Genomic DNA, 20,397 nt, shown 5'->3' with positions numbered 1-20,397 from the left:
CGAGATCGGCGTCACCCGCACCCCGGTCACCCGCTCGCCGATCAGCGTGGCCCCGCAGCCGCGACATCCCCGCAACTGAGGCCTCCGACCAGCGGAGTGCGCCTACCCTGGGGCCATGTCCGGGCTCGATGCCATCGCCCAGTTCGCGAACGCACCCTCTGCGGTGCTCGCGACGCTGGGTGCCGACGGCGCACCCCACCTGGTGCCGGTGGTGTTCGCGGTTCACGTGCCTGCCGACCCGCACGCCCCGGCCACCATCTACACCGCGGTCGACGCCAAACCGAAGTCCACCCAGCGGCTGCGGCGGCTGGCCAACATCGAGGGCGACGGCCGGGTCAGCCTGCTCGTCGACCACTACACCGACGAGTGGGCGCACCTGTGGTGGGTACGGGCCGACGGACGGGCCGCGGTCCATCACAGCGGTGACGCGATGGCTACCGGTTACGGGCTGCTGCGCGCGAAATACCCGCAGTACGAGCGCATTGCGCTGAACGGTCCGGTGATCACCGTCGACGTCACCCACTGGGCCTCCTGGCAGGTCTGATCGTCGGCTCAGGCGGGACTTGTGTCGTAGGTCACATCAGGGAATGGTGGAGAGCAGGTCCGGCGGGCCGTAGCGGGGCGCCCCGGGGACACCAGGAGGAATGCCATGGCGGACAAGACGCACTCAGCCGGCAACGGGGCTGTCCCCACCGCGGACAGTCCGACCGCCATTCGCAACGTGGCGCTGGTCGGCCCGTCGGGCGCAGGCAAGACCACGCTCGTGGAGGCGCTCCTGGTCGCCGCGGGGGTGCTGACCCGGGCAGGCTCGGTGGTGGACGGGTCGACGGTGTGCGATTTCGACGACGCCGAGGTCAGTCAGCAACGTTCGGTCGGCCTGGCACTGGCTCCGTTGCAGCACAACGGGATCAAGGTCAACCTGATCGACACCCCCGGATACGCCGATTTCGTCGGGGAGCTGCGCGCCGGGCTGCGTGCCGCCGACTGCGCACTCTTCGTCATCGCGGCCAACGAGAACGTCGACGAGCCGACGAAGTCGCTGTGGCAGGAATGCGCGGCGGTCGGCATGCCGCGTGCCGTCGTCATCACCAAGCTCGACCACGCCAGGGCCAACTACGCCAACGCCCTGGCCGGCGCTCAGCAGGCCTTCGGTGACAAGGTCGCGCCCCTGTACTTCCCCGCCGGGGACGGGGTGATCGGCCTGCTCACCCGCACGTACTACTGCTATAGCGGCGGCACCCGCAGCACCCGGCCACCCGACGGCGCCTACGACGATGAGATCGCCGAACTGCGGGGCTCTCTGATCGAGGGGATCATCGAGGAATCCGAGGACGAGACGCTCATGGAGCGTTACCTCGGCGGCGAGGAGATCGACGAGTCCGTGCTGATCGCCGACCTGGAGAAGGCCGTGGCCCGCGGCTCGTTCTTCCCGGTGATCCCGGTGTGCAGCGGATCCGGGGTCGGCACGCTGGAGCTGCTGGAGATCGCCACCCGAGGCTTCCCTTCACCGCCCGAACATCGCCTGCCGGAGGTGTTCGCCGCCAATGGAGCCGCCCGCAAGCCGATGGCCTGCGATCCGTCGGGGCCGCTGCTGGCCGAGGTGGTGAAGACGACGTCGGATCCCTATGTCGGCAGGGTCAGCCTGGTCCGGGTGTTCTCCGGCACCATCAGGCCCGACGCCACCGTGCATGTGTCGGGCCATTTTTCTGCGTTCAACGGGTCGGTGGCACCGGCCGGGTCGCACGGGCACGCCGACCATGACGAGGACGAGCGCATCGGCACCCTGTCCTTCCCGCTGGGCAAGCAGCAGCGCCCCGCTCCGTCGGTGGTCGCCGGGGACATCTGTGCGATCGGCCGGCTCAGTCACGCCGAGACCGGTGACACCCTCAGCGACAAGGCCGATCCGCTGGTGCTGCGGCCGTGGACGATGCCCGACCCGCTGTTGCCCATCGCGGTGCAGCCCCGCGCCAAGACCGACGAGGACAAACTCTCGGTCGGGTTGCAGCGGCTGGCCGCGGAGGATCCCACCCTGCGCATCGAGCAGAATCCCGAAACCCACCAGATCGTGCTGTGGTGCATGGGTGAGGCGCACGCCGGGGTGGTGCTCGACGGCCTGTCGCGGCGCTACGGGGTGTCGGTGGACACCGTCGAGCTGCGCGTACCGCTGCGGGAAACGCTCGGCGGCAAGGCAAAAGGACATGGCAGGCACGTCAAGCAGTCCGGCGGGCACGGCCAGTACGCGGTCTGCGACATCGAGGTCGAGCCGCTGCCGGAGGGCAGCGGATTCGAGTTCGTCGACAAGGTCGTCGGCGGGGCCGTACCGCGCCAGTTCATCCCGAGCGTCGAGAAGGGTGTGCGGGCCCAGATGGAGAAGGGCATGGCCGGCGACCACGGGGACGGCGGGTACCCCGTCGTCGACATCCGGGTGACGCTGGTCGACGGCAAGGCCCACAGCGTCGACTCCTCGGATTTCGCGTTCCAGATGGCCGGCGGACTGGCGCTGCGCGAGGCGGCCGCGGCTGCGGGCGTGAACCTGCTCGAGCCCATCGACGACGTGACCGTGGTGGTGCCCGACGATCTGGTGGGTGCGGTGATGAGCGATCTGGCCGGCCGGCGCGGCCGGGTACTCGGCACCGACAAGGCGGACGAGGGCCGGACCGTGGTGAAGGCCGAGATTCCCGAGGTGGAACTGACCCGCTATGCGATCGACCTGCGGTCGCTCTCGCACGGCGCCGGGGCCTTCACGCGGGGGTTCGCCCGCTACGAGCCGATGCCCGAGGCTGCCGCCGCCCGGGTGCGCAAGGCGGTCTAGCCGAGCGTGATCGCGTGCTCCGGGCACCCGGTGACCGCTTCGGGCACCTCGGCGGCCAGTTCGGGCGGCACATCGTCGACAAGTGTCTCGGCGTAACCACCGTCGGTCAGGGTGAACACGTCCGGGCACACCGCCACACAGACGCCGTGGCCACGGCAGCGGTCGTCGTCGACGTGGACCTTCATCGCGGGGTGACCTCGAGGTGCAGGACGGTCAGGCCACGCAGGATGTATGTCGGAACGTAGTCGAACCGGCGGTCGCCTTCCGGTCCATGTTGGGCTTCTGACAGCCGGATCTGGCTGGTGCGGGCCAGGATTCGCTCCAGGCACACCCGGGCCTCGGCCCGTGCCAGTGGCGCACCGGGACAGGAGTGCACACCGCGCCCGAATGCGATGTGCCTGCGGGCATTCGGGCGGTCGACGTCGAAGGTGTCCGGGTTCTCGAACTGACGCGGGTCCCGGTTGGCCGCACCGTTGCACACCATCAGCGTGGCCCCGGCCGGCACGTCGACCCCACCGACCGTGGCTGCGCTGCGCGCCAGCCGGAAGTCACCCTTGATGGGGCTCTCCCACCGCAGCGCCTCTTCGATGAAATTCGGGATCCTGGCGGGTTCGGCACGCAGCAGCTCCTGCAGATCCTGGCGTTCGGCAAGCAGTTTGAGCGCGGAACTCAGCAGCCGCACCGTGGTTTCCTGGCCGGCCAGGTAGAGGTTGGCGGCCAACCGCACCACGTCGATGACCTCCGGGGTCGAGCCGTCCGGGAACTTCGCGGCGGCCATCTCGGTGAGGGTGTCTTCACGCGGGTTCTCCCGGCGCTCGGCGATGTAGGCCGAGAACTTCTCGTACAGGTACTCCAGCGGGTTCTGTTCGACCGACTGCTCGGCGGTGCTGCCGATGCCGGCCTGATCGTGCCCACCCATCCGGGCGGCGAACTCGTCGCGGTCGTCCTCCGGGACACCGAGCAGGTCGGCGATCACCAGAAGCGTGAACGGACCGGCGAATTCGGAGATGAACTCGCCGCCACCGCGTGTCAGGTAGGGCTCCAACGCCTGATCGGCCAGCCGCCACATGAAGTCCTCGTTCTGCTTGAGGCGCTTCGGCGTGATCAGTCCCATCAACAGCGCGCGGTGCTCGGTGTGGGTGGGCGGGTCGAAGGTGGTGATCTGGTCGCTCATCGGCAGTTCGTCACGGTGCCTGTCGATGAGATCGCTGACCTCTTGATCGGAATGTCCCTCCAACGCGACCGGGAATCCGGGAAACGGTCCGGTCACCGAGGTGGCCGATGAGAACGTCTCAGGGTCGCCGCACACCGCGACGGCCTCCTCGTAGCCGGTCACCATCACCACGTTCTGGTGCGGTTCCCGCTGCACCGGACAACGCTCCCGCAGCCCGGCCAGGAACGGATAGGGGTCGGGCACGAGGCTCTCGTCGCGAAAGAAATCCCGGTTGTCAGTCATCTCAGCTCCCCATTGAGGCGTAGAACTCGTCGGTGCCCGCGCCGTCCTCGAGTTGGACGTCGAAGGTGTTGAGGGCGAAAGCCAGCGTGCTGTAACCACCGAAGGTGAACATCAGGTCCATCCGTTGGTGGTCATCGAGCCGCAGTCCCAGGCGCTCCCAGGTCTGCGCGGAGATCCGCGACCCGGCGTGCAGCTCGTCGACCGCATCGAGCACTGCCTGGTCGAATTCGTCTGCTGCCGAGCCACTTCGGGTTGACTCGACATCATCCTCGGCGAGCCCGACCTGCATGGCCATCGCGCTGTGATGTCCCCACTCGTACACGCAACCGTGGTGGTACGCGGTCCGCAGAATCACGAGTTCGCGGATGCGCTCGGGCAGCGTGGAGTCCTTCTGCAGGTAGGTGTTGAACGGCAGGAACGCGCCGGCCAGAGCCGGATGGCGGACCAGGATCGAGAGCGCGTTACCCGCGTTGTCGGGGTTGCGCCGCTCCGGCGGCACCGTGGAGGCCAGCGCCTCGCGTGCCTGATCGTCCCAATCCTCTGCCGGCAACGGCGTCAGCATCCGCACAGTCCTTCCAACGTGCCGATCTGCTTTACGATCGACTAGTAGCGTACTTTACGATCGTAAAGTAGATCGGCTAAGAATGCACATGGAAGGGAGGGCCGAATGGACCACGCCGACGACGCGGCCGGTGCGGGCGCCACCCGCGAGCGGCTCGTCGAAGCCGCCGTCCGGCTGATCACCCGCCACGGCTTCGCCGGCACATCGCTGCAGATGATCGCCGACGAACTGGGGTTCACCAAGGCGGCGATCTACTACCACTTCCGCACCCGCGAACAGTTGTTGAGCGCGGTGGTCGAACCGTTCCTGACCCGGATACAGACCGTGATCGAAGAAGCCGAGGGACAGCGCAGCGCAGCCGGCCGCGCCGATCAGATGGTGCGCGGCTACGCCGAACTGGCGGTCCACAACCGCGCCCTGGTGTCGGTCCTGGCCAGCGATCCGAGCGTGAACGAGGCGCTGCGGAACCGGCCGGAATGGGACGGCGTGATCAGCAGGCAGATGGCCCTGCTGACCGATGTCGATCCGGGCCCGGCCGGGACGGTCAAGGCCGCCATGGTGTTCTCCGGCATCGCCGGGGGCGCGGGCGTGGCCGGCGAGGACACCTCCGATGAGGACCTCTCCCGCTACCTGATCGACGCGGCGCGCCGCACCCTCGGCCTGCGGGCTCCCCGGCGCTGACGAAAACGATTGATATTCAAACGAATTACCGAAGGGAACTCCCATGACCACCCCGCAGCAGAAGACAGCGTTGGTGACCGGAGGCGCATCCGGAATCGGCAAGGCGATCACCGACCGCCTCGCCGCCGACGGATACCGGGTCGCCACCCTCGACCTCAACTCGACCGGGGCCGAGTACTCCTACGCCGCCGACGTCACCGACCGGGCCCAGGTCGATGCCGCCTTCAAGGCGGTCCGCGAGCAGTTGGGCCCCGTCACGATCCTGGTCAATTCGGCCGGTCTCAGCGATTTCACGCCGTTCACCGACCTCACCTTCGAGCGCTGGCAGAAGGTCATCGACGTCAATCTCAACGGCGTCTTCCATGTCGTGCAGGCCGCCCTGCCCGACATGATCGAGGCCGGCTGGGGCCGCATCGTCAACATCTCGTCGTCGAGCACGCACTCCGGTGTCCCGTACATGTCCGACTACGTGGCCGCCAAGTCCGCCGTCAACGGGCTGACCAAGTCGCTGGCGCTGGAATTCGGTCCGGCCGGGATCACAGTCAACGCCGTACCGCCGGGTTTCATCGACACGCCGATGCTGCGCGCCGCGGAATCCCGGGGCGAACTCGGCGACATTCGCGACACCATCAAGGCCACGCCGGTGCGCCGAATGGGCAAGCCCGAGGACATTGCCGCCACGTGTTCATTCTTGATCTCAGAAGAAGCCGGCTATATCACCGGCCAGATCGTCGGCGTGAACGGCGGTCGCAATACCTGATCAGCGCCTACGCTGTGACGGGGGTCTCCCGGTACCGGGAGTTTGATCTTCGACGCACCGGGGCCTCAGTAGTTGCACTTATCTCTGGTTTTTTGGGACAGTTTGCCGAACTTAGTTTTTTGGCTGCGTCAATAATTCGGAGGTTTGCGCGTGGCCTCATCCACCGCGACACTGCGGGACCGCTTCCAACAGCGGGTCAAGCACTGGCGGTACGACCCGCCGTACAAGACCGCGTGCGCGGGCATGGCCATTCTGCTGGTCGCGGTGCTGGCGTTGACGTGGATGCAGTTCCGGGGTGCGTTCGAGGAGAAGACGCAGCTCACCGTGCTGTCCAACCGATCCGGTCTGTCGATGGACCCGGGCTCGAAGGTCACCTTCAACGGGGTGCCCATCGGCCGGCTGACCGCCGTGGACGTGGCCGAGGTCGACGGCGAGCAGCAGGCCAAATTGACCCTGGACATCAAGCCCAAGTACCTGAAGCTGATCCCGGAGAACGTGACCGCCGAGCTGAAGGCCACGACGGTGTTCGGCAACAAGTACATCTCGTTCGTCGCCCCGGACAATCCGTCGCCGCAGCGGGTCTCCCCGTCCACCCCGATCCGGGCCGCGGGTGTGACCACGGAGTTCAACACCCTTTTCGAGACCATCACCGCGATCTCCGAGCAGATCGACCCGATCAAGCTCAACGAGACCCTGACCGCCACCGCCCAAGCCCTCGACGGCCTGGGTGACAAGTTCGGCCAGTCGATCGTCAACGGCAACGACATCCTGGCCGACCTCAACCCGCGCATGCCCCAGATCCGCCGCGACATCTCCGGACTGGCCGACCTGGGCGAGGTCTACGCCAACGCGGCCCCCGACCTGTTCGACGGCCTGACCAACGCGGTCACCACCGCCCGCACCCTCAACCAGCAGCGCGGGAACCTGGACCAGGCCCTGGTGGCGGCGGTCGGCTTCGGCAACACCGGCGGCGACATCTTCGAGCGCGGCGGCCCCTATCTGGTCCGCGGCGCCCAGGACCTGCTGCCGGTCAGCGCGATGCTCGACCGCAACAGCCCGGCGCTGTACTGCATGATCCACAACTACGCCGAGGCCGCCCCGAAGTTCGCCCAGCAGACCCGCAACGGCTACGGGTTCGAGCTGCAGGACTTCCTGGTCGGCGCCCCCAACGCGTGGGTGTATCCGGACAACCTGCCCCGGGTCAACGCCACCGGTGGTCCCGAGGGGCGGCCCGGCTGCTGGCAGCCCGTCACCAAGGACCTCTGGCCGGCCCCGTATCTGGTCATGGACATCGGTGCCTCGATCGCGCCGTACAACCACTTCGAACTCGGCCAGCCGCTGGTGTCCGAGTATGTGTGGGGCCGCCAGATCGGCGAGAACACGATCAACCCGTAGCGGTACGCCTAGCGGTCCTCGCCTGCCGTCTGGACGTGCTGCCCGGCCGTCTTGGTCTCCAGCTCGGCCTCGAGCTTCTCCTCGTAGGCGCCCTCGTCACGGCCCAGTGCGATGGTCGCTGCGGCCATCGCACCGATCGCCACCGACAGGGCCACCGGTTCCCAACCGGTGATCGACAGGTGCTCACCCAATACGACAGAGCCGAGCACCACCGCCACCACGGGCTCGAGTACCAGCATGGTCGGCACCGAGGTTTGCAGCGATCCGGCGTGAAATGCCGACTGCTGCAGCAGCGTCGCGACGACCCCGAGTGTCACCACCAGGTACAGGGCGGGCGTGGTCAGCACGGCGAGGACACCGTCCACGGCGATCGTGTGCATCACGATCTTGGTCAGCACCGCGACGACGCCGAACATCACGCCGACCGCGAGTGCCAGCAGCACCGCGCGGCGCCAGTCGGAGCTCCGCGTGGCGGCCAGGACACACAGGCCGACCGCGGCCGCGCACACCACGACGACGGTGACCGTGGTGGCCACCGACACCCCATAGGTTCCGGTGCTGGCCCTGGCCAGCGCGACGAACACGGTCAGAGCCCCGGTCAGCAGCAGGGCCCACAGCCATTCGGCACGGCTGACCCGGCGGTGGGCCAGCCGGGCGCTGAGCGGAAGCGCGAACAACAACGCCGATACGAGCACCGGTTGGACGAGCAGCAGCGAGCCGAATCCGAGCGCCAGCGCCTGGAACGCGTACCCGGCCACCGCGGACGCGGTTCCCGCCCACCACAACCTGCGGCGCAGCAGCGTGCGCAGCATGACTGTGCTGACACCCTTCTCGGGCGGAACGTCCATGGTGGCGCGCTGTCGCACCACAATGCCGACAGCCGCGAAGACCGCTGCGCACAGGGCGAAGAGCACCGCAAGACTGTTGCCGAGCAAGCCTCGTCAACCCCTTTCGGGCCAGTATGTCGGCCCGCTCTAGAGGGGAGAAGGCCAGTGCCCTCCAACCGTAGAGCGCTGACGGTTGGCGCGCCGCCCGGGGTTGGACCGGGATCTAGACAACCTGCAGATGCCGCTTCGGGGGCTCGTCGGAGGATTTTGCGGGATCGGCAGGCGGCTCTGGGGCGATCTTGTCGTTGACGTTGGCGACTGCCAGGTCGACGCGGTTCACCGCGTTGTCGCACAGGTCGCGGACCCGGCCGCTGGCGGTCTCGACCTCGTCGGCGGCACTGCGCAGGTAGGCCCTGAGGTTGACCCGGAGACGCTCGCCGGCCCTGCGTGCCCGCAGCCGTACTCGGTCGTCGACCTCGACGGTCACGTATGGCAACAACCGAAACCTCATAGCCCCGCTCCCATCTGCGATTGCCTTGGCACACAGTATCCGCGCCCGGCCGTGGTTCGAACCAGACGTGACCGGCGCCGCATTCCGGGAGTCTATGACCGGCAGGTCACATCGGCAGCTAGCTTCCGGCCCCGTCCCAGTCGGTCAGGGTCCAGCCGTCGGTCGGATTGCCCTTGATGACGACGTAGCCGGTGTTGTCCAGCGGGTGTTGCATCAGCAGTTGGGGATTGGGATTGCCGACGTTCATCTGGACCCACAACATGATCGCGGCGCCGTGCGAGTACGCGACGGGGTTGTCGTCGCCGCTGTCGTAGATCTGTTGCACCGCCCCGTCGAACCGGGCGTCGAACTCGTTGCCGTCGATCGAACCGGGTATCCGGGCGCTTCGATCCCCGCGCAACCACTGCTCCGGTGCCGCGAAGTACGTCTGGACCGCGCTCGCCTCGGGTTGACCCTCGTAGACGCCTGCCTCGACCTCATGGAGCCCGGGCAGCACGGTGATCGGCTCGTGGAGGGTGTCCGCCATGGGCTGGGCGGTCTGCTGGGTCCGGACCATGGTCGAGGCGAAGATGCCGTCGTAGTGGTGGGACGCGAGCCGCTGTGCGCTGGCGACGGCCTGGGTCCGGCCCAGGTCCGTGAGCGACGGGCCCGGGGTGGAGCTGTCGATCAGTCCCGAGGCATTGCCCGCCGACTGGGCGTGCCGGACGAAGGTCAGGGTGATCGTCCGATAGCCGCCCGCGGCCGCCGTCGGCGCCAGCAGGGTCGCGAAGACGAGCGCAATCACCGCGCCCAGGATGTGTAGCCGACCCATTCTCAGCCTCTCCGCGTAGTTTCATTAGCATGACTACCCTTAACGATGACAGGGTCGCACGGGCCCTGGAGCGGATGTACACCGCATCCGCCGAACAGTTCAAGAAAATGCGTGAGGACGGGTCCCGCCGGTTCGCCGACCTCTCCAATGCCACCGCCCAGGAACGTGCCGATGCGCTCAGCGACATCTACATGCCGGTCACGCCGGAGGCCGGCCGCCTGTTGTACTCGCTGGTGCGTGCCACCAAGCCCGCGGTCGTGGTCGAGTTCGGGATGTCGTTCGGTCTCTCGGCGCTGCACCTGGCATCTGCTGTGCGGGACAACGGAACTGGGCGGGTTTTCACCACCGAGCTCAGCGCCGCCAAGATCGCCGCGGCCAAGCAGACCTTCGCCGAGACCGGCCTCGACGACGTCATCACCGTGCTCGAAGGCGATGCGCTGGAGACACTGAAGTCGGTGACCGGCGACATCGGCTTCGTCCTGCTCGACGGCTGGAAGGAGCTCTACCTGCCGGTGCTCAAGCTCCTGGAGCCTCAGCTCACCACGGGCGCGCTGCTGGTCGCGGACAACACGTCGATGGCCGACACCCAGCCCTATCTGGACCATGTTCGTGAGCCCGCCAACGGGTATGTCAGCGTGAACTTCCTGGCCCGCGACAGCGACAGCATGGAGCTCAGCTGCCGCACTTAGCCGGTTCAGCACCGCTACGGTGCTGGCATGGTGGATTTCGCCCTGCGGTCATGCGGGCTGCGCGGGCACGCGACGTTCGCCCCCGATGAACCGGAACTGCGCGAACGGTTACGGGTGGACACGCCCGTCGGAGAGGCGTGGCGTTGCCTGCGGTGCGAGACGTTTGTGGTCGGTCCTCCCCGCGGTCACGGGCCTGCCGACACCGCACCGGAGATCCCCCGCGGCCGGCTGCTGCGCGACCGCACCATCATGCGGCTGCTCGCCACCGAGCGGGCTGTCCGCGGCATCGTCTTCGTACTGCTGGCAGTCGGCATCCTGAAAGTCCGTGAGTCACGGAGTCAGCTGCAGGACGCGTTCGAGAAGGACGTTCCGCTGATGCGGCCGCTGGCCGATCAAATCGGCTGGAACATCGACGATTCCAAGATCGTGCGACACATCGGCGAGGCGTTCACCCTGTCGTCGACCACCCTGCTGTGGATCGCCGCCGGTGTGGCCGCCTATGCCCTGATCGAGTTCACCGAGGCCGTGGGGCTGTGGCTGATGAAACGGTGGGGCGAGTACTTCGCGGTGATCGCCACCGGCGTGTTCCTGCCGCTGGAGATCTATGAGCTCACCGAGAAGGTGACCGTACTGCGCCTCGGTGCGCTGGTGATCAACCTGGCCGCGGTGATCTGGTTGCTCTGGAGCAAAAGGCTTTTCGGGATCAACGGCGGCGGCGTGGCCTACCGCGCCGAGCATCACACCGAGAGCCTGCTCAGTGTCGAGCGGGCCGGGTTGGCCGCTCCAGGTGTTCCTCACGGGCGCGAGACCGATACGCCGACGGAGTCTCCCCGCAGAACTGACTGAAGCATCGGGTGAACGAGCTGAGGTTCTCGAATCCCACGGCTGTGGCAGTGGCCTGCACCGACTGATCCGGCCCGGCCAGCAGCGCCATGGCCCGCAGCATCCGCGCATGCAGAAGGTATGTCCGCCAAGAGATTCCGATCGTCTCGGTGAACAAGCGCCGCAACGTCCGCTCGGATACCGCAACGGCCCGGCTGACATCCTCGGCGGTCACCGAGGCGAGGTGTTCCTTGGTGTGGGCCAGCGCGGCGGCCACGATCGGGTGCTCGGTGGTCGGCAGACTCAGCGGCGCCTCGTGATCGAGCGCGTCGGCGACGAGGTTGGCCAGGGTCCGGAAGAACGTATCGGACGTGTCGTCGCCGTGCGCACGGTCGACCGGCCAGCGCAGCCCGTAGATCATCATCTCGCGGATCAGCGGAGAGACCGCGATGATTCTGGCCCGGTCCCCCGGATCGGCGATCAACTGCGGATCGAACATCACCGCGACGGTTTTGACGTCGGGGTTCATCACCGCCTGGTGTTGCAGGCCGGCCGGAATCCAGGCGGCCTGCTGCGGCGGCAGCAGATAGTGCGCGGCGTCGGTCTCCACCTCGACCACGCCGTGCAGTGCGTATTCGATCTGGTGTACCTCGTGGGAGTGCCAGCCCGTGATCAGCCCGTCGCCCTCGTAGAGGTAGCTGCCGGCCAGCGCACGACCGCCCCGGCGCAGCTCGATGACCGGCCTGGGCATGTTGGCCGATTGAGTCAAACCTCTGTCCGAAAGTGCAGAGACGGTCACACCGCTAGACGGTACTACTTGTTTTTATGAGCGAAACCATGCGCCCTGACGACCTGATCCTCATCAGCATCGACGACCACGTCGTCGAGCCGCCCGACATGTTCCTCAACCACGTGCCGGCAAAGTACAAGCCTGAGGCACCCATCGTGGTGACCGACGACAAGGGCGTCGACCAGTGGATGTATCAGGGCCGCCCGCAGGGGGTGTCGGGCCTGAACGCCGTGGTGTCCTGGCCGGCCGAGGAGTGGGGTCGCGACCCGGCCGGGTTCGCCGAGATGCGCCCGGGCGTGTACGACGTGCACGAGCGGGTCCGCGACATGAACCGCAACGGCATCCTGGCCTCGATGTGTTTCCCGACCTTCACAGGGTTCTCCGCACGCCACCTCAACATGCACCGCGAAGAGGCGACGCTGGTGATGGTGTCGGCCTACAACGACTGGCACATCGACGAGTGGGCCGGGTCGTACCCGGGCCGGTTCATCCCGATCGCGATCCTGCCGACGTGGAACCCCGAGGCCATGTGCCGCGAGATCCGCCGGGTCGCCGCCAAGGGCTGCCGGGCAGTCACCATGCCGGAACTGCCCCACCTGGAAGGACTTCCGAGCTACTTCGACGAGGACTACTGGGGCCCGGTCTTCCGGACCCTGTCCGAGGAGAACGTGGTGATGTGCCTGCACATCGGGACCGGCTTCGGCGCGATCTCGATGGCCAAGGACGCGCCGATCGACAATCTGATCATCCTGGCCACCCAGGTCTCGGCGATGTGCGCCCAGGACCTGTTGTGGGGACCGGCGATGCGCAACTACCCCGACCTCAAGTTCGCCTTCTCCGAGGGCGGAATCGGTTGGATTCCTTTCTATCTGGACCGCAGCGACCGCCACTACACCAACCAGAAGTGGCTGCGCCGCGACTTCGGCGACAAGCTGCCGTCCGACGTGTTCCGCGAGCACTCGCTGGCCTGCTACGTGACCGACAAGACCTCGCTGAAGCTGCGCCACGAGATCGGCATCGACATCATCGCCTGGGAGTGCGACTACCCGCACAGCGACTGCTTCTGGCCTGATGCGCCCGAGCAGGTGCTGGCCGAGCTGAATGCCGCGGGCGCGAGCGATTCCGACATCAACAAGATCACCTGGGAGAACTCGGCGCGGTTCTTCAGCTGGGATCCGTTCAAGCACACCGCGCGTGATCAGGCCTCCGTCGGCGCATTGCGCGCCAAGGCGACCGACGTCGACACCTCGATCCGTCCGCGCGCGGAGTGGGCCCGCCTCTACGAGCAGAAGCAGCTCACCAAGGCCTGACCCGTCAGGCGCGAAGAGGTACGCCGCCGCCCTGTGCGTTCACCGACGTGAAGGCCTCGGCGGCGGACACCTCGTCGGCAGAGAGGCAGGCAGCGGTGACGGCCAGGGTTTTGAAGGCCTGTGCGGCCGCGCTCAGGCTGTGCCCGAACAGGTGGGCCGGATCCGGTGATTCTCCCCAGACCAGTGCCTCCACGTACCCGGCCGGAAGCTGTTGGCCGTCACCGGAAATCGCGCGCGCGTACGCGTCGGCACCCATGACCAGGACACACTGTTCCTCCTCGGGGAGCCCCCGTGATGTCGCCGCATCGACGAGCTCGGCGCCGAGGATCTGGACCGGGCGAGTGTCCCCGGGCGCGTCGGCGTTGTCGAGGAGCTGCACGCTGACCCGCCAGCCACTCATCATCCGGTCGACGATCAGTCCCCCGGCGTTGACGGCCAGTTCCGCGGCATCGCGAGCCATCACGTGCATGCGGTATCCCACGGCGCCGCAGCTCTTCTCGCCTCTCATCGCAGCACCCGCACCGGCACATGTGCCCATCCGGCGACGTTCTGCATGCTCACCCGTTCGCACCGGTCCCAGGCCACCTCGTAGCGGGGCATGAAGTCGAGGAGCCGGTCCAGGGCGATACTGCATTCCAGCCTCGCCAGCGCCGCGCCGAGGCAGCTGTGGATCCCGTATCCGAATCCGAGGTTCTGGGCTTCGGTGCGGTCCCTGTCGATGTCGAAAGTGTCGGGGTCCGTCCACGCCTCGGGGTCACGGTTGGCCGAGCCGCCGACCAGGAACACCGGTTTGCCCTCGGGAATCGTCACGCCGTGCAGGTGAATCTCCCGCTGCGAGCGACGCACGTTGTACTGGGCCGGGGCCTCGTAGCGAAGCAGCTCCTCGATCGCGGCCGGGATCTTGCCGCGGTCCTCGCGCAGGCGCTGCCATTGTTCGGGGTGGCGGGCGAACATCACCACGGCCGCGCCGACCAGCTTGGTCACGGTCTCCGCTCCGGCACCGCCGAGAAGGGTGGCGAAGCCGGCGATCTCGGAATTGCGCAGGCGGGTCAGCTCACCGTCCTCACGCTCGATCTCGGCGGAGATCAACCGGCTGATCATGTCGTCACGCGGCTCGGCACGGCGCTGTTTGATCAGGTCGTAGTACATCAGCCAGGTCTGGGCCATCGCCTCGACGCCGGCCTCGGACACCTCGATCTGACCCGGCTCGCGGTGCAGCTGCTCGTCGATCCACAGCCGCACCTGCTGGCGTAGCTCCGCGGGGACCCCGAGCATCGCGGTGATGACCTCGACCGGGAAGAACGCCGAAAAGTCGGCGACCACATCGAATTCCTGTGGATCGACGCCCGCGAGATAGCGGTCGATCTGCTGCGACACCATGCCCCGCAGGGCACCGATGGCCCTCGGTGTGAACACCTTGTTGACCAGGCTGCGCATGTGCCGGTGCTCGGGCGGATCCATCGAGATGATCATCTTCGCCGGCACTTTCTGCCCGGTCCGCACCATGGCGAGATCGACGCCGTACGCCGACGAGTACGTCTCGAAGTCCTTGAACGCGAAGGCCACATCGGCATGCCTGGTCAGCGCGTAGAAGTCGTACTCGGCGCTGTAATAGACCGGCGCTTCCTCCCGCATGCGCCGATACGTCTCGTACGGACCGTTGAAGAAGTCCGCCGAGAACGGGTCGAACACCACCTGCGACGTCGTCAACATGACCTCCGGCCGGATAGGCAACCTGCCCCGATGTCATTCTGGGACGCCCAACTGTAATGGTTACAGTAGGTTCAGTTCAACTATCCGATCGGCTAGTACGCGGTCGGCGTCGCGGCGCCCTAGTGCGTGATCTGCCAGTCCGCGGCCTCGCGCTGCTGGTTCCAGAACTCGTCAAAGCGTCCGTGCGCGGCCAGCAGTTCCTCGATGCTGCCGTCCTCGACGATCTGTCCGCCGTCGAGGAACAGCACCCGGTCCGCGTGCCGGATACTTGCCAGCCGATGCGCGACGATCACCCGGGTCCGCGACCGCTCATCGGCGGTCAGGGCATCGACCACCGCCGCCTCGTTCTCGGTGTCCAGGGCACTGGTCGCCTCGTCCACCAGCAGCACGGGCGCCGGCTTGACCAGGGCACGGGCGATGCTGACCCGCTGCCGCTCACCGCCCGACAGCGCCGTGCCGGCCTCACCCACCTTGGTGCCGTCCCCGTCGGGCAACCGCCCGGTCAACTCGTCCACGCGAGCCAGCCGCGCCGCGGTGGCGAGTTGCCCGGCATCGGCATCCGGATCGCCGACCAGGATGTTGTCCCGGATCGTCCCGTCGAACAGATAGGGATGCTGGAACACCACACTCGTTGCCGCCCTGCGGGTTTCGGTGTCCATCTGGGCCGTGTCGACGCCGTCGATCAACACCCGACCGACGCTCGGTTGGTGCAAACCCGCGATGAGCGACAGGATGGTGCTCTTCCCCGAGCCGGACGGCCCGACGATCGCGGTGGTGCCACCGGGCTCCAGGACGAAGCTGATGTCCTGCAGCACCGGGGTGGTTCCGTAACCGAAAGTGACACCATCGAATTCGATCCGGGGCGCGCTGTTCGCGGTCAACGTGGCCGTGCCGGTGACCATCACCGGGGCGTCCAGCACCGCGCGGATCCGGTCGAGTGTGGCCCGGGTGGATTCGATCGCCGGGGCCAGTTCCGACAGTGACGTGAACGGCTCGAGGTAGCGCGCGGCGACGACGATCATCGCGATCGCCTCGGGCACACCGAGGGTGCCGCGCACCGTCAGGAAGGTGGCCGTCCCGGCCAGGATCAGCAGGGCCAGCTGGCTGGCCAGACTGAACAGCAGCTGTCCCGGCACCTGCATCAGCAGCAGTCGCATGCCGGCACCGTGCTGCGCGGCCAAGGCGTCGCCGACCATGCTGCGGGCCGGCTCGACCCGTCGGGCCGCGCGCAGCGCCTGCTGGGTGCGGGCGAACTCGATGATGCGTTCGGTGAATGCCCGGTTGGTCTCGTCGGCCACCGCGTCTGCCTTGCGGCTCAGCCGGCCCGAGGCCCAGAACGCCCCGAGCAGGATCACCACGCCGGCCAGTGCGGCCAGCCCGAGCGGGACCGAGATGACCAGCAGGGCAAGCGCGATGGCCGCTGGCAGCAGAATCGCGCCGATCAGCGGGGTCAGCAGGTTGACCACCATGCCGACCAGTTCGGGTCCGGTGGCTGCGATGGCCTGGCGGGCATTGGCGGTGTTCGCGCCGCCGTCGCCACCCAGCCAGTCCATCCGGATGCTGGGCAGCCGGTCGGCCACGTCGTGCTGGGTGTGATCGAGCAGCGCGAAGCCGAGGTCGAATCCGAGCCGCGAGGTCGCGGTGTCGACGATCCAGCCGATGACGGTCGCGGCGGTGAGCCAGCCCAGCCACGGCAGCGCGTCGCGCGGCGCGTCGCTGAACAACGCTGCCACGAGGGGAATCAGCAGCACCGTGCCCGCCGCACGGATCACCACGGAGACCAGCGTGAGCGCGGTGTAGATGCCGACCTTGCCGCGGCGGTTGGCCGGGATGAGGGCGATCAGGGTGCGGATCATCGTGCGGCCTCTCCTGCCGTGACGGCGTCGCCGGGGTGCAGCGACTGCCCGGTCTGCCAGAGCTGGTGGTAGCGCCCGCCTGCGGCCAGCAGTTCTTCATGCGTGCCGGTTTCGGCGATGTGTCCGTCGTCGAGCACCACGATCTGGTCGGCGTGGGTGATGGTGTGCAGCCGGTGGGCGATCACCAGAACCGTTCGGTCCTTGGTCAGCCGGTTGAGTGCCTGCTGCACAAGGTATTCCGATTCGGGATCGGCGAAGGCCGTGGCCTCGTCCAGGATCAGCACGGGGGTGTCGGCCAGGATGGCCCTGGCGATGGTGAGCCGCTGCCGTTCACCGCCGGACAACGCCGACGACGCGCCGAGCACCGTTTGATACCCCTCGGGCAGCCGCGACACGCGTTCGTGGATCTGGGCGTCGCGGGCGGCCTGCTCGATCCGTGCGGGGTCGGCCTCCGGGTCGGCCAGTGCGATGTTCTCGGCGACCGTGCCCGCCACGAGCTGGGTTTCCTGCAGCACGAAGCCGACGCGGCGGTACAACTCGTCGGCGGACAACGACCGGATGTCTTTGCCGTCCAACCGGATCGACCCCGAGTCGACGTCGTGGAACCGGGCGAGCAGCGCGGCGAGCGTGGACTTCCCCGATCCGGACGGACCGACCAGCGCGGTCACCGTGCCCGGGCGCAAGGTCAGCGACACGTCCTTGATCACCGGGACACTCGGCCGGTACCCGAAGGTCACCCGGTCGAACACCACGGCGCCCGGGGCACCCGGTTCGCCCTCGTTCTCCAGCAGGGCGAGGTCCGCCTCGTCGAGGGCGTTCTGGATGCGGCGGGCAGCCAGCATGCCGCCGCGGATTCCGCCCAGCCCGTAGCCCACACCCAGCAGCCGGACCCCGAATGTGGTGCCCAGCAACAGGAACGGCAGCAGGTCGACCGGATCCATCGAGCCGCCGATGATCATCGGGGTGCCGACCGCGGCGATCAACCACAGGAAGGTGCCGGGCCGGGTGACGAGGTCCATCAGCGACTTCTTGCCGGTGAAGGGACGCTGCCAGCCGACCAGGAAGCCGATGTACTCATCGAGGCGGCGACGGAAACTCGACGAAGCGGCACCGCCGAACACCCGGACGACGGGCTGGCCTTCGAGATAGGCTCCGGCCTCCCCACTCATCCGGTCGGCCCAGCGTTGCGCCTGACCGATCTTGGCACCGGACTGGATGGTCATCACCGACATCAGCACCAGGTAGGTGAGCACCGGGATGAACAGGACCAGGGCCAGCCGCCAGTCGACGGTGAACAGGTAGACCAGCACGGCCACCGGCGCGATCACCGCGGCCACGGCATCCGGGATCGCGTGGGTGACCAGGTAGTGCAGCGACAGGGTGTCGTCCTGCACCAGCTGTTTGATCGAACCCGACCCACGTGCGGTGAACCAGCCCAGCGGCAACCGCGACATCTTGGTCAACAGCCTGGTCCGCAGCTCACGGGCGAACCGCGCGTCGAGGCGATGCAGCCACAGGGTGAGCCCGGCACCCAGCAGTGCACCGAGGCCCAGTAGCCAGACCGCGGTCAATCCCAGTGTCCACAACCGGGATTCCTCGGAACCGGCCAGCAACAGCCGCGCCAGCTCGACCAGCAGCACGAACGGGGCGAGCTGGATCAGGGTGATGATCGCCTGCAGTACACCCGACACGATCAGCGGGGTTTTCAGCGGGGACAACAACCGTCCCGCGCCCTGCGCCCGCCAGGTTCCGCGTGCCGGCGCGGCGGCGGCCGGTGCGGGAACAGGTTGGGCCGCGGCGGATTCGGCCACAGCGACTTCCGGGGCGGCTTCGGCGTTGGCTTCGGTGCGATCGGTGCCCATCGCCCGGCCCTCGGTCCAATAGGCCTGGGCGTGCAGCTCGGACTTGGGAAAGCCGAACTCCTCCTTCAACCGCGTACGCAGATGCTTCAGCGAGCCGGCTTCCGGCGTCACCCAGCAGTACCAGTCCGACCAGTCACGGGCTTCGATCGCGGCGGCCAGCGACGTCGTGTCGCGACGCTCTACCCAGTGCACGCGCAGTCGCGGATGCTCGGCGATGGGGATCAGCAGGTCGTTCTCGTCGTGCTTCTCGAGATACACCTCGATCGGAATGTCCTGTGGCAGCGCGCCGATGATCCCGTTTACCGCCGGTATGGCCGCCGCGTCACCGATCAGCAGATAGCCGGCTGGCAGGTCGTCGGGCACGGTGAATCCCGGCGAACCGAGGCTCATCACCGGGATGGTGTCGCCCGGTTTGGCGGTCCTGGCCCACTTGGACGCCGGGCCGGACGGTTCGTGCAGCACCACGTCGACCGCGAAATGCCCGGTCTCGGGATCCATCTCGGACATGGTGTAGCCGCGCTGGTACTCGGTCTTCGAGCCGTCAGGGTCGGGAACCCAGAACCGCAGGTACGACGTCGGCTCGGCGACGGCGTCCTCGAACACCGTCGGCGACACCATGCGCAGGCGCAGCATGTTCGGCGTCAGGTAGATGGTCTCGACCACGGTTGCCTGGTGATCGCGCGCGCCGAAGCCGCGCATCATCACTCCCTGAAATCCACGTGCCATCAGCGGTCCCCTCCCCTGGCGGTCAGATCCGCCACGATGTCGGTAATCGGCCTGCCGGGTGCCACGGACGTCAGCAGCCCCCGGATCAGCGCGGTCATCAGAAGTTCCAGATACTGCGGACTGCTCAGTTGCATGCCCGCGGTGTGCACCGGGCCCAGGGCGGCGTCACCGGCCAGGCGCTCGGCGGCGGCATCCCGCTCAACGGCGAATTCGTCGCCACCGCTGGCCTCGGCCTTGAGCTCGTGCTGGGCCGCCAGCCCGATGGCCAGCACAGCCACCGAGCTGCTCAGCAGCGCCGCGCCCTCGGCGGTGTAGCCGCGCTTGCCCAGCGCGGCGATCTCGTCGGCCAGCAGCCGGGCACCGGCTTCCCCGCGCGGGAACAGCACCTGCATGTAGGTGGCCAGGCCGGGATTGTTCAGGGTGTAGCGGTGCAGGCTGACCCCGAAGGCCAGCAGATGGTCCTCGACGGATCTGGCCGGATCGTCGACGAACTCAAGCTCGGCCAGCAGGCTCTCTCCGACCAGGCGTTCGAGCTCCCAGCGCCCGCTTATGTGGCGGTACAGCGCGGTCGCCGACACCCCGAGGCGGGCGGCCACCGCGTTGACGCTCAGGTTGCGCATGCCGAGGTCGCGTCCCGCGGCGACGATGTCGGACACCGCGATGAGCGGCGGGCGCCCACCCACGCGCGCCACGCGCGCGGGGACACCGGATCCGGCCACGACCACCTCCGCAGGAAAGTTACCCCCACAAACTAAGGGTCACCTTAGTCCCCGTCAACCACTCCGTGGATAACAGAGCGATTGCTCTGTTATCG

The 20,397-nt window shown here is 67.7% G+C and carries 20 protein-coding genes; 8 read left to right on the top strand and 12 right to left on the bottom strand.

Annotated features, from left to right (window positions below; translation table 11 throughout):
* Window positions 1-115: 115 nt before the first annotated feature.
* Both EH231_RS33290 and EH231_RS33285 read left to right on the top strand, forming a co-directional pair.
* Entirely contained in the window at window positions 116-544 is a 429-nt protein-coding gene (locus tag EH231_RS33290) for a TIGR03668 family PPOX class F420-dependent oxidoreductase (protein WP_090429731.1), read from the top strand.
* Between the two features lie 105 nt (window positions 545-649).
* Entirely contained in the window at window positions 650-2,812 is a 2,163-nt protein-coding gene (locus tag EH231_RS33285) for an elongation factor G-like protein EF-G2 (RefSeq protein WP_090429729.1), read from the top strand.
* On the opposite strand, the gene EH231_RS33280 is transcribed toward EH231_RS33285, so the two are convergent.
* Genes EH231_RS33280 through EH231_RS33270 form a run of 3 tightly spaced genes read right to left on the bottom strand, consistent with a single transcriptional unit; the run spans window position 2,809 to window position 4,830 of the window.
* On the bottom strand, window positions 2,809-2,997 hold the full coding sequence (locus tag EH231_RS33280) for a ferredoxin (protein WP_090429727.1): 189 nt from the start codon (window positions 2,995-2,997) through the stop codon (window positions 2,809-2,811). The genes EH231_RS33285 and EH231_RS33280 overlap by 4 nt on opposite strands.
* Complete coding sequence (locus EH231_RS33275; RefSeq protein WP_124714107.1) at window positions 2,994-4,268, bottom strand: cytochrome P450; 1,275 nt, start codon at window positions 4,266-4,268, stop codon at window positions 2,994-2,996. Before EH231_RS33275 ends, EH231_RS33280 begins: the two co-directional genes overlap by 4 nt.
* A gap of 1 nt (window position 4,269) precedes the next feature.
* Window positions 4,270-4,830 (bottom strand): carboxymuconolactone decarboxylase family protein, encoded by a 561-nt coding sequence (locus EH231_RS33270; protein WP_124714106.1) that lies wholly within the window; start codon window positions 4,828-4,830, stop codon window positions 4,270-4,272.
* A gap of 105 nt (window positions 4,831-4,935) precedes the next feature.
* Here EH231_RS33270 and EH231_RS33265 point away from each other — a divergent pair, with 105 nt between their 5' ends.
* The 3 genes from EH231_RS33265 to EH231_RS33255 all read left to right on the top strand — a co-directional run bounded on the left by EH231_RS33265 (window position 4,936) and on the right by EH231_RS33255 (window position 7,666).
* Entirely contained in the window at window positions 4,936-5,511 is a 576-nt protein-coding gene (locus EH231_RS33265; protein ID WP_090429721.1) for a TetR/AcrR family transcriptional regulator, read from the top strand.
* A gap of 43 nt (window positions 5,512-5,554) precedes the next feature.
* Window positions 5,555-6,271, top strand: coding sequence for an SDR family NAD(P)-dependent oxidoreductase (locus EH231_RS33260; RefSeq protein WP_090429719.1), 717 nt, complete (start codon window positions 5,555-5,557; stop codon window positions 6,269-6,271).
* A 243-nt stretch (window positions 6,272-6,514) separates the two neighbouring features.
* On the top strand, window positions 6,515-7,666 hold the full coding sequence (locus tag EH231_RS33255) for an MCE family protein (protein ID WP_090430732.1): 1,152 nt from the start codon (window positions 6,515-6,517) through the stop codon (window positions 7,664-7,666).
* Window positions 7,667-7,674: 8 nt separating this feature from the next.
* On the opposite strand, the gene EH231_RS33250 is transcribed toward EH231_RS33255, so the two are convergent.
* From EH231_RS33250 to EH231_RS33240, 3 genes are all read right to left on the bottom strand, one after another.
* A complete protein-coding gene (locus EH231_RS33250; protein ID WP_124714105.1) occupies window positions 7,675-8,601 on the bottom strand; it encodes a DMT family transporter in 927 nt (308 codons plus the stop codon).
* 115 nt (window positions 8,602-8,716) lie between these two features.
* Window positions 8,717-9,004: a hypothetical protein gene (locus EH231_RS33245; protein ID WP_090429715.1), complete on the bottom strand. Its 288-nt coding sequence runs from the start codon at window positions 9,002-9,004 to the stop codon at window positions 8,717-8,719.
* Window positions 9,005-9,122: 118 nt separating this feature from the next.
* Window positions 9,123-9,815: a histidine phosphatase family protein gene (locus tag EH231_RS33240; RefSeq protein ID WP_090429713.1), complete on the bottom strand. Its 693-nt coding sequence runs from the start codon at window positions 9,813-9,815 to the stop codon at window positions 9,123-9,125.
* 29 nt (window positions 9,816-9,844) lie between these two features.
* Here EH231_RS33240 and EH231_RS33235 point away from each other — a divergent pair, with 29 nt between their 5' ends.
* Both EH231_RS33235 and EH231_RS33230 read left to right on the top strand, forming a co-directional pair.
* The gene (locus EH231_RS33235) at window positions 9,845-10,504 is read left to right on the top strand and encodes an O-methyltransferase (protein WP_090429711.1); all 660 of its coding nucleotides are present in this window, start codon (window positions 9,845-9,847) and stop codon (window positions 10,502-10,504) included.
* Between the two features lie 27 nt (window positions 10,505-10,531).
* Entirely contained in the window at window positions 10,532-11,350 is an 819-nt protein-coding gene (locus EH231_RS33230; protein ID WP_090429709.1) for a DUF2127 domain-containing protein, read from the top strand.
* Here EH231_RS33230 and EH231_RS33225 read toward each other — a convergent pair.
* Window positions 11,259-12,077 carry an AraC family transcriptional regulator gene (locus tag EH231_RS33225; protein ID WP_241177848.1) on the bottom strand — a complete coding sequence of 273 codons (819 nt, stop codon included), beginning with the start codon at window positions 12,075-12,077 and terminating at the stop codon, window positions 11,259-11,261. The two genes, EH231_RS33230 and EH231_RS33225, sit on opposite strands and share 92 nt — an antisense overlap.
* An 86-nt stretch (window positions 12,078-12,163) precedes the next feature.
* On the opposite strand from EH231_RS33225, the gene EH231_RS33220 reads away from it, so the two are divergent.
* Entirely contained in the window at window positions 12,164-13,426 is a 1,263-nt protein-coding gene (locus EH231_RS33220; RefSeq protein WP_124714451.1) for an amidohydrolase family protein, read from the top strand.
* A gap of 4 nt (window positions 13,427-13,430) precedes the next feature.
* On the opposite strand, the gene EH231_RS33215 is transcribed toward EH231_RS33220, so the two are convergent.
* From EH231_RS33215 to EH231_RS33195, 5 genes are all read right to left on the bottom strand, one after another.
* Window positions 13,431-13,934, bottom strand: coding sequence for a hypothetical protein (locus EH231_RS33215; protein ID WP_124714104.1), 504 nt, complete (start codon window positions 13,932-13,934; stop codon window positions 13,431-13,433).
* On the bottom strand, window positions 13,931-15,139 hold the full coding sequence (locus EH231_RS33210; RefSeq protein ID WP_124714103.1) for a cytochrome P450: 1,209 nt from the start codon (window positions 15,137-15,139) through the stop codon (window positions 13,931-13,933). Before EH231_RS33210 ends, EH231_RS33215 begins: the two co-directional genes overlap by 4 nt.
* A gap of 119 nt (window positions 15,140-15,258) precedes the next feature.
* Window positions 15,259-16,995 carry an ABC transporter ATP-binding protein gene (locus EH231_RS33205; RefSeq protein WP_090429702.1) on the bottom strand — a complete coding sequence of 579 codons (1,737 nt, stop codon included), beginning with the start codon at window positions 16,993-16,995 and terminating at the stop codon, window positions 15,259-15,261.
* Complete coding sequence (locus tag EH231_RS33200; RefSeq protein WP_124714102.1) at window positions 16,992-19,583, bottom strand: ABC transporter ATP-binding protein/permease; 2,592 nt, start codon at window positions 19,581-19,583, stop codon at window positions 16,992-16,994. The genes EH231_RS33205 and EH231_RS33200 overlap by 4 nt, the downstream gene beginning before the upstream one ends.
* Window positions 19,583-20,302, bottom strand: a complete 720-nt coding sequence (locus tag EH231_RS33195; protein WP_090430728.1) for a TetR/AcrR family transcriptional regulator — start codon at window positions 20,300-20,302, stop codon at window positions 19,583-19,585. The genes EH231_RS33200 and EH231_RS33195 overlap by 1 nt, the downstream gene beginning before the upstream one ends.
* Window positions 20,303-20,397 lie beyond the last annotated feature (95 nt).

It is taken from the genome of Mycolicibacterium nivoides (assembly GCF_003855255.1).
GTDB classification, from domain to species: Bacteria; Actinomycetota; Actinomycetes; order Mycobacteriales; family Mycobacteriaceae; genus Mycobacterium; species Mycobacterium nivoides.
This window is presented reverse-complemented; position numbering and strand designations above follow the sequence as displayed.